This is a genomic window from Brevundimonas sp. AAP58 (assembly GCF_001295975.1).
Lineage (GTDB): Bacteria > Pseudomonadota > Alphaproteobacteria > Caulobacterales > Caulobacteraceae > Brevundimonas.
In genome coordinates this window covers 1-14,651 of record NZ_LJHU01000121.1, presented here as the reverse complement: position 1 = coordinate 14,651, position 14,651 = coordinate 1, and the positions used below count along the sequence as shown (strand labels likewise).

The following is a 14,651-nucleotide window of genomic DNA, read 5'->3' as shown; positions in this document are numbered from 1 at the left end:
GCGGGTCGGCTGGTCCCCTCGGCGGGCGCCGCCGGTCTCGCCTTCGCCCCGCCGCAGGGCGCGCCGCTCAGCTTCGCCGACATCTTCGACCAGGTGTCCCCGGCGGTGGTGCAGATCGACGTGGAGACGCGCATCAACCGGCCGCAGGGCCTGGTTCAGATCCCCGGCTTCCCGCCCGGCTTCGGCTTCCGCCTGCCGGAAGGCCAGACGCCTCCGGGTACCGACGAGGACGAGGGACCGACCGCCCAGGGCGCGGGCTCGGGCTTCTTCATCTCGGCCGACGGCTTCATCGTCACCAACAACCACGTCGTCGAGAACGCGACGCGGATCACGGTCCGGCTGGCCGATGAGCGCGAGCTGGAGGCCCGACTGGTCGGCCGCGACGCCGACACCGATCTGGCCGTGCTGAAGGTCGAGGGCTCGAACTTCCCCTTCGTCAGCTTCGAGGAAGACGCCGATCCGCGCGTCGGCGACTGGGTCATCGCGGTGGGCAATCCCTTTGGCCTGGGCGGCACGGCCACGGCGGGCATCGTCTCGGCGCGCGCGCGCGACATCTCCGACAGCCGCACGCCTTACACCGACTATCTTCAGATCGACGCCGCCATCAACCGGGGCAACTCGGGCGGCCCGACCTTCGACATCTACGGCCGGGTGATCGGCGTGAACTCGGCGATCTTCTCGCCGACGGGTGGCTCGGTCGGCATCGGCTTCGCCATCCCGGCCTCGATCGCCAAGCCGGTGACCGAACGCCTGATGCGCGGCGAGACGATCCAGCGCGGCTATCTGGGCGTGCAGATCTCCAATTTGCTCGACGAGTACCGTGCGCCGCTGGGCCTGTCCGAGGATCAGGAAGGGGCCTACATCGCCGAGGTCACACCGGGCGGACCGGCAGCTCAGGCGGGTCTGAGGGAAAGCGATGTCGTCGTCGCGCTGAACGGCCAGCGCATCACCAGCTCAACCGAACTCACCCGCCGGGTGGGACAGGCCGCGCCGGGTGACACTTTGCGCCTCGAGATCATCCGCGAAGGTCGTCGCCAGACCATCAACGTCCGCTCCGGCACCCGTCCTTCGGATGTGAACGCCGGGCTGCCAGGACAAGACCAGAGCGAGGGCGGGGTCCAGCCCAACCGTCCGCAGGCCCCCGCCGGCGAGCTGGTCGAAGGCATGACCGTCGCGCCGCTGACCGACGCGCTGCGTGAACGCTATTCCATTGCGGAGGGTGTACGAGGACTGGTCATCACGGCCGTCGCCGAGAGGTCGGAGGCTGGCCGCGCGCAGGTGCCGGTCGGCACGGTGATCCTGCAGGTCAACGGACGACCCGTTGCCACGGCTGCGGACTTCCGTTCGGCGATAGCCGCCGCCCGCGCGGCCAACCGCGACAGCATCCTGGTGCTGTTCCGCACGCCCCAAGGCAACCGGCCGTTCGTCCTCGAACTCTCGGACAACTAACCGTCCCGACCCTGAACAAGGCTTAACTCCCTAAGTCGCCGCCGATGGGCTACCGTCGGCGGCGATTTTGATTCCGGGAGGGGCTCGCCATGAAGATTCTGGTGGTCGAGGACGACGCCGAAGCGGCACAGGCCATGGTGCGCGGCCTGACCGAGGCCGGCCATGTGGTCTCCCACGCCATCGACGGCGCCTATGGGCTGCTGGAGGCGCAGAAGGGCGACTGGGACGTCTATGTGGTCGATCGCATGATGCCCCGGCTGGACGGCATCGGCATGGTCGAGACCCTGAGGAAGAACGGCGACCAGACCCCGGTCCTGTTCCTGTCCGCCATGGGCGAGGTCGAGGACCGCATCACGGGCCTGAAGGCCGGCGGCGACGACTATCTGGTCAAGCCCTATGCGTTTGCCGAGCTGATCGCCCGGGTCGAGGCTCTGTCGCGCCGTCGCGAGACCGGCGGCGTCCAGACGGTGCTGAAGGTCGGCGACCTGGAGATGAACCTGATCGCCCGCACCGTGCATCGTGGCACGACCGAGATCGACCTGCAGCCGCGCGAGTTCCAGCTCCTGGAGTTCCTGATGCGCCACGCCGGCCAGTCGGTGACCCGTACCATGCTGCTGGAGAAGGTGTGGGAGTACCACTTCGACCCCCAGACCAACGTCATCGACGTCCACATCAGCCGCCTGCGCTCCAAGATCGACAAGGGCTTCGACCGGGCGATGCTCCAGACGGTCAGAGGGGCCGGATACAGACTGGAAGCGTAGCCGCCCTTTTTCCCTCCCCCTCGGGGGAGGGTGGCCGCAAAGCGGCCGGGTGGGGACGGCAAGGCGACACACAGGCAGTTCTTGGAGCTTCACGCCTCATGGCGATCATCGCCAAAGCCCGCGCGATGCGAAAGGCGCTCACTCCGGCTGAGGCCCGGCTGTGGGTGGCGTTGCGGCGTCTCCGCGCAGACGGCCTGCATTTCCGCAGACAGGCCCCGCTACGCGGCTACTTCCTCGACTTCTTCTGCTGGTCACGCGGTGTTGTCGTCGAGGTCGATGGCGGTTCGCACACCTCCCAGAACCGGGCGCGAAAGGATCGTGTCCGCGATGCTGTCCTAGCGCGAGAGGGTCTGCAAACGCTGCGGTTCGATAATCTGGCTGTAAGAGATCAGCTGGACGCCGTGGTCGCAGAGGTGCGTGCGGCTTGCCTTGCCCGCCCCACCCGGTCTCCGCTTCGCTCCGACCACCCTCCCCCGCAGGGGGAGGGAGAGGCTATGGCCTGACCGATGCGCCTCCCCTCACTCTTTCGCCGCACGCCCTTCCGGCTGACGCTGCTGTTCCTGGCGCTGTTCGCGGCGGCGGCCAGCGCGATCCTGGCCTATGTCTATGTCGCCTCGGCGTCGGAGGCCCAGGCGCAGGCGAGGAAGGCCGTGGAGCAGGAGCACGGCACCCTCAGCGCCATCTTCCGTGAACGCGGACCCGATGCGCTGAACCAGGCCCTGATCGACCGCATCCTGTCGGGCGGCAACTTCCTGTATCTCTACATGGAGCGGGACAGTTCCCGCATCACCGGCACCCTGGGCGTCTTCGCGCGCGACGAGGACGGCGGCGATACCGCCCAGGTCCTGAACGCCTCGCCGATCCCGAACTATACGGGCGGTGATGTCTGGTCGACCTTCCGCTTCACCGATACCGACCCCGAGGGTCGCGTGGTCCGCAAGGACGTCTATGGCCTCCAGACGACCCTCTCGAATGGCCAGATGCTGTTCGTGGGCAAGGACCTGGGGGACACCGAGGCCTACCTCGGCCGCCTGACCCAGGCGCTGTGGATGGCCATGGGCATGGTGCTGCTGCTGGGCGCGGGCGGCGGCCTTCTGATCAGCCGCAATGTCGAGCGCGCCATGGGCCGCCTGAACACCGTCGTCACGGCCGTGCAGGACGGCGACCTGAAGGCCCGTGTGCCGGTCAGGAACTCGGGCGATGAACTGGACGAACTCGGTGCCGGGCTGAACCGCATGCTGGACCGGCTGCAGGCCTCCATGGCCGCCATCCGGCACGCCGGCGACGCCATCGCCCATGACCTGCGCTCGCCGCTCACCCGCATGCGGGCCAAGCTCGAGGTCGCCTTGATCGACGCCGAAAGCGGCAAGGTCGACGGGGTCGATGCGCTTCAGGTCGCGCTGGACGAGGCCGATGCCCTGCTCAAGACCTTCAACACCGTGCTCGCCATCGCCCGGCTTCAGGCGGCGGCGGGCCAGGTGCCGGACGCCGAGGTGTTCGACGCCGCCGACCTCGCCGCCGACATGGCCGAGCTGTACCAGCCCGCCGCCGAGGACAAGGGCCTGGATTTCTCCGCCGAGATCGAGACGGGCCTGCATGTCCACGGAGCCCGCCCGTTCCTGGCCCAGGCGCTCGCCAACGTCATCGACAATGCGATCAAATACACCCCGACCGGTGGGGCGGTGAAGCTGCGGGCGCGGCGCCGCTCGTCGGGCGAGATCGAGTACTCCGTCACCGACACCGGCCCGGGTGTGCCGGAGGAGGACCGCGAGCGCGTCATCCAGCGCTTCGTCCGCCTGGACAACAGCCGCACCGAGGCCGGCTCAGGCCTGGGCCTGTCACTCGTCGGTGCGGTCATGGAGGCCCACATGGGCCGCATCCAGCTGGATGAGGGACCGGGCGTCTATGGCGGCTACGGTCCGGGCCTGCGCGTCGCCCTGATCCTGCCGCCCGCGAGCGCGGCGTGAGCGAGGCGCTCGGGCCGCAGTTGCAACCCTGCGGTCCCGTCGTCGACGCCGAAGCGGCCTCGCGCGCGCTTGAGCCGGTCCGGCAGGCGGCGGCTTCTAGCGGCTGGATCGAACCGCTGGAGGCGGCGACGCCCGCACTGGAGCCCGTGGTCGCGGCGTCGCCCTATCTCGCCGGGCTGATGCGGCGCTGGCCGGATCGTCTGGCGGCCATCCTCGAGGACGGGCCGGACGCGCGGCTGGACGACATCCTCGCCCGCACCGACGCTCTCTCGGGTGGGGCCGATGAGGTGAAGGCACCGCTCCGCCGGCTCAAGGGCGAACTGCATCTTCTCACCGCCCTGGCCGACCTTGGCGGGGTCTGGTCGCTGGATCAGGTGACCGCCGCCCTCAGCCGTTTCGCCGACGCCTCCGCCGCAGCCGCGCTTCGCGCCGTCGCCCACGATCAGCGCGAGCGCGGCAAGCTCATTTCCGCCGCCGACGACCCGCGCGGCCCTGTGCCCGGCCTGTTCGGCCTGGCCATGGGAAAGCATGGGGCGAACGAGCTCAACTACTCCTCCGACATCGACATCAGCCTGTTCTGGGAGCCGGACATTCTCGTTCCGGCGCTGGCCGAAGGGGTGGAGCCCCAACGGTTCCTCGACCGCCTCGCCCAGGCCTTCGCCCAGCTGATGCAGGAGCGGACGGGTGACGGCTATGTCTTCCGCGTGGACCTGCGGCTGCGGCCCGACCCGTCCTCGACCCCGCCGGTCGTGGCCGTGCCGATGGCGCTCGACTATTACGAAGGCGTCGGCCAGAACTGGGAGCGCGCCGCCTTCATCAAGGCCCGCCCGGCCATCGGCGACCTGGCGGAAGGCGCCGACTTCCTGAAGGCCCTGACCCCCTTCGTCTGGCGCCGCAGCCTGGACTATCAGGCCATCCTCGACATCCAGTCGATCAAGCGACAGATCCACGTCCACAAGACCGGCGAGGGGCTCGAGGCGGCCGGCGCCAACCTCAAGCTAGGGCGCGGCGGCATCCGCGAGATCGAGTTCTACGCCCAGACCCAGCAGCTGATCCTCGGCGGACGCGACCCGTCGCTCCGATCCCCGCGCACGGTCGACGCCCTGGCAGCGCTGGCCGCGAAAGGGCACGTCCCGGCTGATGTCGCGGCCGAACTGACCGCGTCCTACGAACGGCTCCGCGCGCTGGAGCACCGTGTGCAGATGCTTGATGACGAGCAGACCCACATCCTGCCCCAAGACCCGGCTCGCCGCGCGGCCGTCGCCGCCCTGTCCGGCCACGGCGACCTGACCGCCTTCGATACCGAGGTCGAGGCCCTGCTGGTCGGCGTCAACCGCCGCTACGGCGACCTGTTCGAGGGCGAGGAGCAGCTGTCTTCGGAGTTCGGCAGCCTCGTCTTCACCGGCGTCGAGAATGATCCCGAGACCCTCGCGACCCTGGCGCGCATGGGCTTTTCTGACCCGGCGGCGGTGTCCGACGCCATCCGCTCCTGGCACCACGGCCGCATTCCCGCCACGCGCTCGGCGCGGGGGAGGGAGCTGTTCACCCGGCTGGCTCCCCGGTTGCTGACGGCTGTCGCCAGGACGGGCTCGGCCGATGCGGCTTTCCGTCGTTTCTCGGTCTTTTTCGCGGGCTTGTCGGCGGGCGTGCAGGTCCAGGCCCTGTTCCTGAATCAGCCCGAACTGTTCGAGCGGATCATCGGGGTCATGGCCTTTGCCCCGAGGCTGGCGCGGACCCTCGGACGCTATCCCGCCGCGCTGGATTCCATGCTGGACGCGCGGTTCGAGACCGAGCTGGGCGTCAATACCGGCCTATTTGATCAGATGGCGGCCGAGGCCGGCGAGGCGGGGGACTTCGAAGGGGCGATGAACGCCGTGCGTCGCCTGCACCGTGAGCAGGTCTTCCGCATCGCCATGCAGTGCCTGTCGGGCCGGATCCGGCCGCAGGTCGCGGGACAGGGCTTCACCAATCTGGCGGACGCGGTCATGCGGACCCTGTCGGCGGCGGCCCTGGCCGAGACGGAGCGGCTGGGTGGGGCGATGGCCGGGGCGGTCGCCGTGATCGCGCTCGGCAAGGCCGGCTCCGGCGAGATGACGGCGGCGTCGGACCTGGATCTGATGACCGTCTATGACGCTCCGCCGGAGGCGACGTCGGCGACGAAGGGCTGGGCGGCCGATGTCTTCTATGTCCGCTTCACCCAGCGGCTGATCTCGGCCCTTTCGGCTCATACAGCCGAGGGTGGGCTCTATGAGGTCGACATGCGCCTGAGACCCTCCGGGTCCAAGGGTCCGGTGGCGGTCAGGCTGTCGGGGCTGGATGGCTATTATGGCTCGGAGGCCGCGACGTGGGAGTTCATGGCCCTGACCCGGGCGCGGGTCGTGTGGGCCAGCGACCCGGCCTTCGCCGACCGGGCCGCCGGGGCGATAGAACAGGCCCTGCGCCGCCCCCGTCCCGGCGTCGACGTGGCGGCCGACGTCCGGGCCATGCGCGACCTGATGGCGCGCGAGCGTCGGCCAGAGGGCTTCTGGGACCTGAAGCTCGCGCCCGGTGGCCTGGTCGATGCCGAGTTCGTGGGCCAGTTCCGGCAACTGCAGGCGGCGGCGTCCGGCAGGCCGCTGGTGGTGTCGACGCTGGCGCAGCTCGCGAACGATCCGCCGCTCCATGACGCCTGGCGGCTCCAGCAGAGGCTGGCCCAGCTGCTGGCCTGCGCCTTCGATGATCGCGCGGATATAGAGGCCGAGTCCGAAACCTTCCGGGCCCGCCTGGCCGAGGCGGCGGGTGAAGCGGATTTCCCCGCCCTGATCCAGCGACTGGAACAGGTGCGCGCCGCGGCCCGTGACGCCTTTGACGCCGCCTTGCCGCCTCTCCGCGACGGATAGCCGGCCGAGCGCCGTTACAGCTTCAGTGGGGACACACGGGCGCGGGCCACGCCGCCGCCCATCGGAGAGACGAGACATGAAGATCAAGACCCTGACCCTGGTCGCCGTCGGAGCCCTGGCTCTCGCCGGAACCGCCAGCGCCCAGCAGCAACGCGGCCTCGGCCGCGCGGACACCGACGGCGACGGCCGCGTCAGCCAGGCCGAGTTCGTGACTGCCCGTACCGCCCGCCTGACCGAGGCCGACGCCAACCGCGACGGTCAGGTTACCCGCGAGGAGGCCCAGGCCGCCTGGCAGGCCAACCGCGCCGAGCGCCGTAGCCAGATGTTCGCCCGCCTCGACACCGACCGGAACGGCTCCATCAGCCAGGCCGAGTTCGAGGCCGCGCGCCCCGAGCGTGCCGGACAGCGGGCGAACCGACGCGGCGGCCCTCGGATGCAGGGCCAGCAGCGCCGCGTCGGTCGAGCCTTTGCCCAGGGGCCGGTTCAGATCGAGCAGGCCCGCGTTCGCGCCTCCGAGGCCTTCGCCACGCTCGACGCCGACCGTGATGGCTATCTGAGCGAGATCGAACGTCAGGCCGCGCCCGCTCGACTGCGCGAAGCCATGCAGGAGCGTAGGGCGGAACGGCGCGCCCAGCGTGGGGCGTCGCGTCCGGCGCCCGCTTCGGAGTAGGGTCGGTGACGGGACTGGCCGGGTTCGCCCGGCCGCTCCTTTCGCGCGGAAAGGGACCGATTGGCGGCCGTTGTCGACCCCGACGAGGATCTGGTGCGCCGCGTGGGTCAGGGCGATCCCGCGGCGATCCAGGCCCTGGTGGCGCGCAAGCTGCCGCGCATGCTGTCGCTCGCCCAGCGCATGCTGGGCGACGCCGTCGAGGCTGAGGACGTGGCGCAGGAGGCCATGATGAAGGCCTGGAAACAGGCACCGCGCTGGACGCCAGGCAAGGCCAGGTTCGACACCTGGCTGCACCGGGTGGCGCTGAACCTCTGCTACGATCGGCTGCGTCGTCGCCGCGAGGTGCTGGTGGACGCGCCGCCGGACCGGCCCGATCCGGGTCCTGCGCCCGATCGCGGCCTGCTGGCGGCCGAACTGGGCGCGCGTGTGGACACGGCGTTGAAGGCCCTGCCTGAACGCCAGCGCGAGGCCATCGTGCTGTGCCATTATCAGGAGCTGGGCAACATCGAGGCGGCTGGGTTGATGGGCGTCAGCGTCGAGGCGCTGGAGAGCCTTCTGGGGCGGGGTCGCCGGACCCTTCGTGCGACGTTGGCCGATCTGGCGCCGAACGCCCCGGAAGCGGTAGGAGGACAACCATGAACGCGGACCGGATGCGAGACCTGGCCGAGGCCTGGGGCGGCGACCTGCGTCGCTGGCCGTCGGCTGAGCGCGAGGCGGCTGAAGTCTTTGCACGCACCCAACCGGACGCAGCGGAACGCGCCCTGTTCGAGGCGCGCCAGCTGGACGCTGCTCTCGATGCTGCCCCGCGCGTCGTGGTTTCGACCGACTTGCGCGACCGGGTGATCGCCTCCGCCCACGCGGCAGGTTTGAAGGCAAGAGCGGCCTGGCCCGGACTGCGTCGTCTGCTGTGGATCGGCGGGGCCAGCTGGGCGGCGGCGGCCTGCGCCGGGGTGGTCTTCGGGATGACCCTGACCCGTGATCTGGAGCGTCAGATTCAACTCGACCTGGTGCTGGAACAGTCCCCGGTGGGCGGGCTCGACGACATCACGGTGCTGGGATGAGTTCGCGCCTGCTCGCCATCGTCCTTGGGATCGCCCTGGCCGTTTCGGTCGGGATCAATCTGTTCGCGGCCACGGCGGCTGTGACCGCCTTGTCGGGCCAGAGGCAGATCGAACGCGCGCTGGATCAGCGCCGAACCGATCAGTTCCGTCCCTCGACCCGGGAACTGCTGGATTCCCTTGATCCGGAGGTGCGGCGCACCGTCAGACGGGGCTTGCGCGATGCCGGACTTGCGGCCCGACCCGACTTCCAGGCGGCGCGTCAGGCGCGGGCCGAAGCGGTCGAGGCGGCCCAGGTCGAACCCTTCGACCGGTCACGTGTCGAGGCGCTCCTGACACAATCGCGCGAGGCCGAGGCGCGGGGCCGGGCGCGTCTGGAAGGCGACGCCCTGGCCCTGATGGAGACGCTGGAACCCGAGGACCGCCGGATCATCGCTGCCATTCTGGCCGGCCGTGCCCGGGGCGGCGAACGCCGTGACCGTGAGCCTCGTCAGGAGCGCACGACCCAGCCCTGATCCCTATCGGAACGGCGGCTCGTCGAAGGCGCGGAGTTTGCGGCTATGCAGGCCCGCGCCCTCGTTCCTCAGCAGGTCCACGGCCTGGATGCCGATCTGGAGGTGCTCGGAGATCGAGCCCTCATAGAAGCGGTTGGCCTGCCCCGGCAGCTTGATCTCGCCATGCAGCGGCTTGTCCGACACGCACAGCAGCGTCCCGTAGGGCACCCGGAAACGATAGCCTTGTGCGGCGATGGTGGCGCTCTCCATGTCGATGGCGACGGCGCGCGACTGGTTGAAGCGCAGCGCCGACTTGGAATAGCGCAGCTCCCAGTTCCGGTCGTCGGTGGTGACCACGGTGCCGGTCCGCAGCCGCTTCTTCACCTCCTCGCCCGGCATGCCCGAGACCTGTTTGGCGGCGTCGTAGAGGGCGCGCTGGACCTCGGCGATCGAGGGGATGGGGATGTCCGGCGGCAGGACGGCGTCCAGCACATGGTCGTCCCGCAGATAGGCGTGGGCCAGCACATAGTCGCCGATGGTCTGGGAGGGTCTCAGGCCGCCGCAGTGGCCGATCATCATCCAGGCGTGCGGCCGGGTGACGGCCAGGTGGTCGCAGATCGTCTTGGCGTTGGACGGCCCCACCCCGATGTTGACCAGGGTCACGCCCTCCCAGCCCGGCACCTTGAGGTGATAGGCGGGCATCTGGTGCTTGCGCCACGCCGCGTCGGCGATGGCGAGATCCGGATCGGGGTTGCTGCGGTCGATGACGACCCCGCCGGCGCACGACAGGCTTTCGTACGGGGAGTTCGGATCGGCCAGCTGGGCGCAGGCCCAGCGCACGAACTCATCGACGTAGCGGTGATAGTTGGTGAACAGGATGTAGGACTGCACATCCTCGACCGGGGTGCCGGTGTAGTGCCGCAGCCGCGCCAGAGAGAAGTCGGTCCTCAGGCCGTCGAACTGCGAAAGCGGGAACTCCTCGGTCAGGTCGAACAGGCCGTCGGAGATCTCGTCGCCGATGTGCGACAGGTCCGTCGTCGGGAAATGTCGCGCGATGGCGGCGGTCATTGACCGGTCCAGCACCACGTCGGAGCCATCCAGCACATAGGGAAACGGGATTTCCTGCTCCGACGGCTCGACCTCGAAGGTCGCAGCGTAGTCGGCTTCCAGCAGACGTAGCTGTTGCAGGAGGTAGGGGCCGAACAGGTCCGGCCGGGTCACGGTGGTGGAATAGACGCCGGGTCGCGAGATGCGGGCATAGGCGCGCTGGGCCAGGTTCTCGGGGCGCTCGCCGAACCAGCGCATGCGCAGGCGCGGATAGCAGAACAGGCCTTTCGCCCTCAGCGCAGCGTCCGGTGTCTGCCCGGTCTTCAGATAGGTCCGCACCGCCTCCCGCAGATTGGCGACGGCCTGGTTGTAGAGGGATTGGAGGCGATCCAGCGCCTCGGGCGCGCTCAGCGCCCTGGTCATGTGCTCTGTCATGGCCTCCTCTAACGGAGGATCGTGACCTTGGCGAGACGGGCCTTGCTACTGTCGCGCTTGTCCCCGGGCTCTGTCGAAGAGAGCGGTCACCGCCACGTTGTCCGCGAAGCGGGCGCGCAGGGGGCCTTCCTCTGCATCCAGGGACTCACAGCCCAGACGGGTCACGGCTTCGCCGATCTGGGCCCCGCGTTCGGCATCGTAGGGCTCCTCTCCCGCCCAGTGCTGGCACTGCTGCTGGCGCGCGATCCATTGCAGGACGTCGGGGTCGACCGACTGTGCCACCGTCAGGACCGCATCGGTGACGGAGACATATCCGGGAACCAGGCGATCACCTTCGACCTTGAGATCGACGCCTACCTTGCCGCCGGTCGGGCAGCAGTTGGCGTCACTCTCCTGCCACAGGCTCGATTCAGCCATCAGGTAATCCCACCGGAAGCTCGGCCCCTTCCAGACCGCGAGACCGGGCGGCAGTGTCTCGGCGAGGTCGGCCAGCCAGGAGCGCGCATCGATCTCGGTCGGGGCCGCGGATGACCCGTTCCAGCGGAACATCGTCCCGACCCATTGCATCCCCGTGCCCTGGCCGTAGGCGGGCAGGGCGACATAGGTCCCTTTGGCCAGGGCTTCGCCGTTATCGTCCCGCGCCTGATGCACTTCGGGGTCCATGACGCCGAGCGGCCCGAACAGCCACATCACCGGCTTCAGGCGCTGACCTTCGGTCTGCAGCACGATCAGGGCCTCGGACATGCCGACATCGTCCGACGATCCCGACTGGGCCTGGAAATACAGCGTGGTTCCGTCGGGCAGGGCGAGACTGCCGATCCGCTCGACCGTGCAGCCCGCCAGTGCGGTGTCGACGCAGGTCGAGGCCAGGCCCGACAGCGCGGGGCGGGCGGCGCGGATGGCGCTGTGTCGACGGGTGGCCAGCTCCAGCTCGTTCGCCCGGAACCGTTCGAGATCCGCCCGTTCCTCCGTGTACTCGGTCCACTGCGCCCGCCACTCCTCCTGCTCGAGCCGCAGCGTCGTGGGTGTTGGCGTGACCGCCATCGCCCGGCGGTAGGCGCCCTCCACCGTCTCCTGGGCCACTGCAGCGGGAGCGACGATGACCGAAATCAGCAGGGCGAGGATGGCGAGCGGACGCATGACATTCTCCGGCGAACAACGTGCGCCGACTGTGTCGAGCATCGGTCCCAGTGCCTAGAGGGGTCCCAGCGTCCGATGGAAAAAGTCAGAGACCTCCGCCAGCACCGGAGCCTTCTTGCGGAATAGCGGTGAGAAGGTCGCGATCAGGTCCTCGTGGGTCAGGTCCGGGTAAAGCCTGAGCTCCGAGCGCGCGCCGAGCGCGCGCAGCTGGGCGTCCAGCAATATGGAATCCTCGTCATGCACGGTCACGTCGGCCGTGCCATGCCCCAGCCAGACCGGGGGCGCATCGGGCCGGGCAAAGGTCAGGGGCTGGGTCTGCAGCGGGTCCTCGACGTGGCCAAAGGCGTTGATGGAAGCCGCCACGTTGAACGGCAGGAACTCATAGGGACCGGCCAGCCCCGCCGCCGCCCGGATCGTGTCCGGTCGACTGGTGCGGGCCATGTAGCGGCGATCCAGGGCGACCAGCATGGCCAGATGCGCCCCCGCCGAGTGGCCCGCGACGCCCAGCCGGTCAGGGTCGCCGCCCCACGTCGGGGCCAGCTCCGCCGCGCGCGCGGTCGCCATCGCGGCGTCCTCGACGAAGGTCGGGAACACGACGTCTGGCACGATGCGATAGTCGGGCAGGGCGACGACGAACCCTTGCGCCGCCAGGGCCTGCGCCGCCCAGCCGTACAGGTCCTTGGAGCCCGAATCCCAGCCGCCGCCGTAGAAGAAGACGATCGTCGGCAGACCGGAGGCCCCGTCGGGCGCATAGACGTCCATCGTCTGGCGGGCTTGGTCGCCATACGCCACCGACCGCGTGATGCGCCGCACACCCCGGTCGCGCGGACCGACAGCATTGAGCAGCCCCAGCGGGCTGCAGGCGGCGGCGAGGATGCCAAGGGCGGGAGCGATCAGGCCTCTTCGGGTCATGGCCGCAGATACGCACAACAGGCCCATCCGGCTCAATCGCGGGTCTGCGACACGCCATCGCGGCCTTTCGCGACAGTCCCAAGCCCATGACGAAAGAGCGAAACTTCATCTGTCTGCGACACAGTTGTCTTATTTTCTTTACATTGCCGGAAATGGGCTCATTATTCCTCCGGACCCTGAGCTTTTTCGGGCCTGAGGAGGAGCCCGCCATGAACCGTTTGACCCTGTCCGCCGCCGTCCTGACGCTGGCCGCGTCCGCCGTGACCCCCGCCCTGGCCCAGGAGCGGGTGAACCTTCCGCTGCGGGCTCCGGACGGTGCCGAGCGCGTCGTGATGATCTGCGAGACCGACGCCGCCACGCGCCGTGCCTTCCGCCGCGAGCATGGCCAGGCACCGGAGTTCGTCACCGCCGAACAGGCGCTGCAGGCCCGCGCCACTGGCCAGGTCTGGGCCGCGCCGCGTTGCATGACGGCCCGCGAGCATGCCCGCCTGGTCTCCACGCTGACGGCCTACGCCGCCGTTCGCTGAGGCCCTGACTACCCCTGGGCGCCGCGGATCGCCGCGGCGCCCGCCGGGGGGGCGATCACGGCGGCGAACAGCGCATAGGCCGTCAGCAGCGCTATCGCCGGCCAGGGGCTCAGCCCCTCCGCCGCTCGTGTGAGAGCGCCCGCGCCGAACACGACCGGCGGGATGAACAGCGGCAACACCACGATCGCGATCAGCAGGCCGCCCCGCTTGGCCCCCAGCGCCAGGGCCGCGCCGAGCGCGCCGGTGAAGGCGAACCCCAGCCCCCCGATCAGCGCCGCCAGTGCGGTCAGAAGCGCGAGCTCCGGTGCCTGACCCAGAGCCAGGGCTGCGATGGGTGCCGCCAGCGCCAGCGGCAGCCCCGTCGCCAGCCACTGCGCCAGCGCCTTGATCCCGACCACGGCCTCCAGCGGCAACGGGCCGAGCGCCAAGAGGTCCAGCGCCCCGTCCTCCAGATCCCGCTCGAACAGCCGCTCCAGCGACAGCAGCGATGCCAAGGCCAGCGCCAGCCAGGCGATCCCGGCCGCGACGGGTCTCAGCGTCGTCAGATCGCCCCCCGCCGCCAGCGGCACGATGGTCGTCAGACAGGCAAAGAACCCGCACGCCAGCAGCGGCCCCCCGCCGCCACCCCAGGCCAGGGCCAGCTCGCGTCGGAAGAGGACGCCCGCCGCGCTCACCGGCAGGCTCCCAGATCCAGCGACCGTGTCTGGATCGGCAGCGGGTCATGCACCGCCGCCAGGATCAGCCCTCCACCGTCGAGGTGACGCCGCATGACTTCGCCTGCCGCCTCGCGCCAGCGCGCGTCGAGCGGGCTGAGCGGTTCGTCGAGCAGCCACAGCGGTCGGGGCGCCGCGATCAGGCGGGCCAGCGCCAGACGCCGCCGCTGACCCGCCGAGAGCTTGCGGACCTCCAAGTCCAGCAATGGCTTCAGGCCCATGACTGAGACCGCTTCGTCGATCGCGTTGCCGCCGAGCCAGCGCGCCTGAAAGCTCAGCTCTTCGCGGGCCGTCCGCGCACCCTTCAGACCCTCCAGATGGCCGAGCATGTGCATATGGCGACCCCGCGCCTCGGCCAGATCGAGGTCTACGCCGTCGGAGGTGGTGAGGCCGATCTCTCCGGTCTCCGGCCGAATGAATCCCGCGATGGCGCGCAGCAGCGTCGTCTTCCCCGCGCCGTTGGCCCCCGTCAGAGCGACGGCCTCGCCGGCGTTGAGGGTCAGGGACAGGTCGCGGAACAGCGTGCGCTCGCCGCGGGCGAGGGTCAGGGATGAGAGGGCGAGGCGGGTGATCATCCCTTCTCCCCTTGCGGGAGAAGG

Annotated in this window: 15 protein-coding genes; 10 read left to right on the top strand and 5 right to left on the bottom strand. The window is 69.8% G+C overall.

All coding sequences use genetic code 11. The annotated features are described in order from the left end of the window. The 9 genes from IP78_RS13960 to IP78_RS13920 form a co-directional block, all read left to right on the top strand. The coding region (locus IP78_RS13960) for a Do family serine endopeptidase (protein WP_054112272.1) at positions 1–1,449 on the top strand (1,449 nt) is incomplete at its 5' end. 89 nt (positions 1,450–1,538) lie between these two features. After that, positions 1,539–2,210 carry a response regulator transcription factor gene (locus tag IP78_RS13955; protein WP_029415939.1) on the top strand — a complete coding sequence of 224 codons (672 nt, stop codon included), beginning with the start codon at positions 1,539–1,541 and terminating at the stop codon, positions 2,208–2,210. A 98-nt stretch (positions 2,211–2,308) separates the two neighbouring features. Beyond that, positions 2,309–2,713, top strand: coding sequence for an endonuclease domain-containing protein (locus IP78_RS13950; protein ID WP_054112271.1), 405 nt, complete (start codon positions 2,309–2,311; stop codon positions 2,711–2,713). Between the two features lie 3 nt (positions 2,714–2,716). After that, positions 2,717–4,177, top strand: a complete 1,461-nt coding sequence (locus tag IP78_RS13945) for a HAMP domain-containing sensor histidine kinase (protein WP_054112270.1) — start codon at positions 2,717–2,719, stop codon at positions 4,175–4,177. Further along, entirely contained in the window at positions 4,174–7,056 is a 2,883-nt protein-coding gene (locus IP78_RS13940) for a bifunctional [glutamine synthetase] adenylyltransferase/[glutamine synthetase]-adenylyl-L-tyrosine phosphorylase (protein ID WP_054112269.1), read from the top strand. The genes IP78_RS13945 and IP78_RS13940 overlap by 4 nt, the downstream gene beginning before the upstream one ends. Positions 7,057–7,132: 76 nt before the next feature. After that, positions 7,133–7,726, top strand: a complete 594-nt coding sequence (locus IP78_RS13935) for an EF-hand domain-containing protein (protein WP_054112268.1) — start codon at positions 7,133–7,135, stop codon at positions 7,724–7,726. A 60-nt stretch (positions 7,727–7,786) separates the two neighbouring features. Next, a complete protein-coding gene (locus IP78_RS13930) occupies positions 7,787–8,365 on the top strand; it encodes an RNA polymerase sigma factor (protein ID WP_054112267.1) in 579 nt (192 codons plus the stop codon). Continuing rightward, positions 8,362–8,787 carry a hypothetical protein gene (locus IP78_RS13925; protein ID WP_054112266.1) on the top strand — a complete coding sequence of 142 codons (426 nt, stop codon included), beginning with the start codon at positions 8,362–8,364 and terminating at the stop codon, positions 8,785–8,787. Before IP78_RS13930 ends, IP78_RS13925 begins: the two co-directional genes overlap by 4 nt. Further along, positions 8,784–9,299 carry a periplasmic heavy metal sensor gene (locus IP78_RS13920; protein WP_054112265.1) on the top strand — a complete coding sequence of 172 codons (516 nt, stop codon included), beginning with the start codon at positions 8,784–8,786 and terminating at the stop codon, positions 9,297–9,299. The genes IP78_RS13925 and IP78_RS13920 overlap by 4 nt, the downstream gene beginning before the upstream one ends. Before the next feature lie 3 nt (positions 9,300–9,302). On the opposite strand, the gene IP78_RS13915 is transcribed toward IP78_RS13920, so the two are convergent. The 3 genes from IP78_RS13915 to IP78_RS13905 are packed head-to-tail and all read right to left on the bottom strand — an operon-like array spanning position 9,303 to position 12,812. Further along, positions 9,303–10,748 carry an AMP nucleosidase gene (locus IP78_RS13915; protein WP_369814701.1) on the bottom strand — a complete coding sequence of 482 codons (1,446 nt, stop codon included), beginning with the start codon at positions 10,746–10,748 and terminating at the stop codon, positions 9,303–9,305. Positions 10,749–10,805: 57 nt separating this feature from the next. Further along, a complete protein-coding gene (locus IP78_RS13910; protein ID WP_054112263.1) occupies positions 10,806–11,900 on the bottom strand; it encodes a hypothetical protein in 1,095 nt (364 codons plus the stop codon). Positions 11,901–11,954: 54 nt separating this feature from the next. After that, a complete protein-coding gene (locus tag IP78_RS13905; protein ID WP_054112262.1) occupies positions 11,955–12,812 on the bottom strand; it encodes an alpha/beta hydrolase in 858 nt (285 codons plus the stop codon). A 209-nt stretch (positions 12,813–13,021) separates the two neighbouring features. Between IP78_RS13905 and IP78_RS13900 the strand changes: the two genes are divergently transcribed. Next, on the top strand, positions 13,022–13,339 hold the full coding sequence (locus IP78_RS13900) for a hypothetical protein (protein ID WP_054112261.1): 318 nt from the start codon (positions 13,022–13,024) through the stop codon (positions 13,337–13,339). Between the two features lie 8 nt (positions 13,340–13,347). Here IP78_RS13900 and ccmB read toward each other — a convergent pair whose 3' ends face one another. Further along, the gene (gene ccmB / locus IP78_RS13895; protein ID WP_054112260.1) at positions 13,348–14,013 is read right to left on the bottom strand and encodes a heme exporter protein CcmB; all 666 of its coding nucleotides are present in this window, start codon (positions 14,011–14,013) and stop codon (positions 13,348–13,350) included. Further along, a complete protein-coding gene (ccmA, locus tag IP78_RS13890; RefSeq protein WP_054112259.1) occupies positions 14,010–14,627 on the bottom strand; it encodes a heme ABC exporter ATP-binding protein CcmA in 618 nt (205 codons plus the stop codon). Before ccmA ends, ccmB begins: the two co-directional genes overlap by 4 nt. Positions 14,628–14,651 lie beyond the last annotated feature (24 nt).

Excerpts from the sequence above, each read along its gene's own strand:
- IP78_RS13920 (WP_054112265.1), top strand. The coding sequence starts at position 8,784 with ATGAGTTCGCGCCTGCTCGCCATCGTCCTTGGGATCGCCCTGGCCGTT.
- IP78_RS13900 (WP_054112261.1), top strand. The coding sequence starts at position 13,022 with ATGAACCGTTTGACCCTGTCCGCCGCCGTCCTGACGCTGGCCGCGTCC.
- IP78_RS13955 (WP_029415939.1), top strand. The coding sequence starts at position 1,539 with ATGAAGATTCTGGTGGTCGAGGACGACGCCGAAGCGGCACAGGCCATG.
- ccmA (WP_054112259.1), bottom strand. The coding sequence starts at position 14,627 with ATGATCACCCGCCTCGCCCTCTCATCCCTGACCCTCGCCCGCGGCGAG.
- IP78_RS13915 (WP_369814701.1), bottom strand. The coding sequence starts at position 10,748 with ATGACCAGGGCGCTGAGCGCGCCCGAGGCGCTGGATCGCCTCCAATCC.
- IP78_RS13905 (WP_054112262.1), bottom strand. The coding sequence starts at position 12,812 with ATGACCCGAAGAGGCCTGATCGCTCCCGCCCTTGGCATCCTCGCCGCC.
- IP78_RS13925 (WP_054112266.1), top strand. The coding sequence starts at position 8,362 with ATGAACGCGGACCGGATGCGAGACCTGGCCGAGGCCTGGGGCGGCGAC.
- IP78_RS13935 (WP_054112268.1), top strand. The coding sequence starts at position 7,133 with ATGAAGATCAAGACCCTGACCCTGGTCGCCGTCGGAGCCCTGGCTCTC.
- IP78_RS13945 (WP_054112270.1), top strand. The coding sequence starts at position 2,717 with ATGCGCCTCCCCTCACTCTTTCGCCGCACGCCCTTCCGGCTGACGCTG.
- IP78_RS13950 (WP_054112271.1), top strand. The coding sequence starts at position 2,309 with ATGGCGATCATCGCCAAAGCCCGCGCGATGCGAAAGGCGCTCACTCCG.
- IP78_RS13910 (WP_054112263.1), bottom strand. The coding sequence starts at position 11,900 with ATGCGTCCGCTCGCCATCCTCGCCCTGCTGATTTCGGTCATCGTCGCT.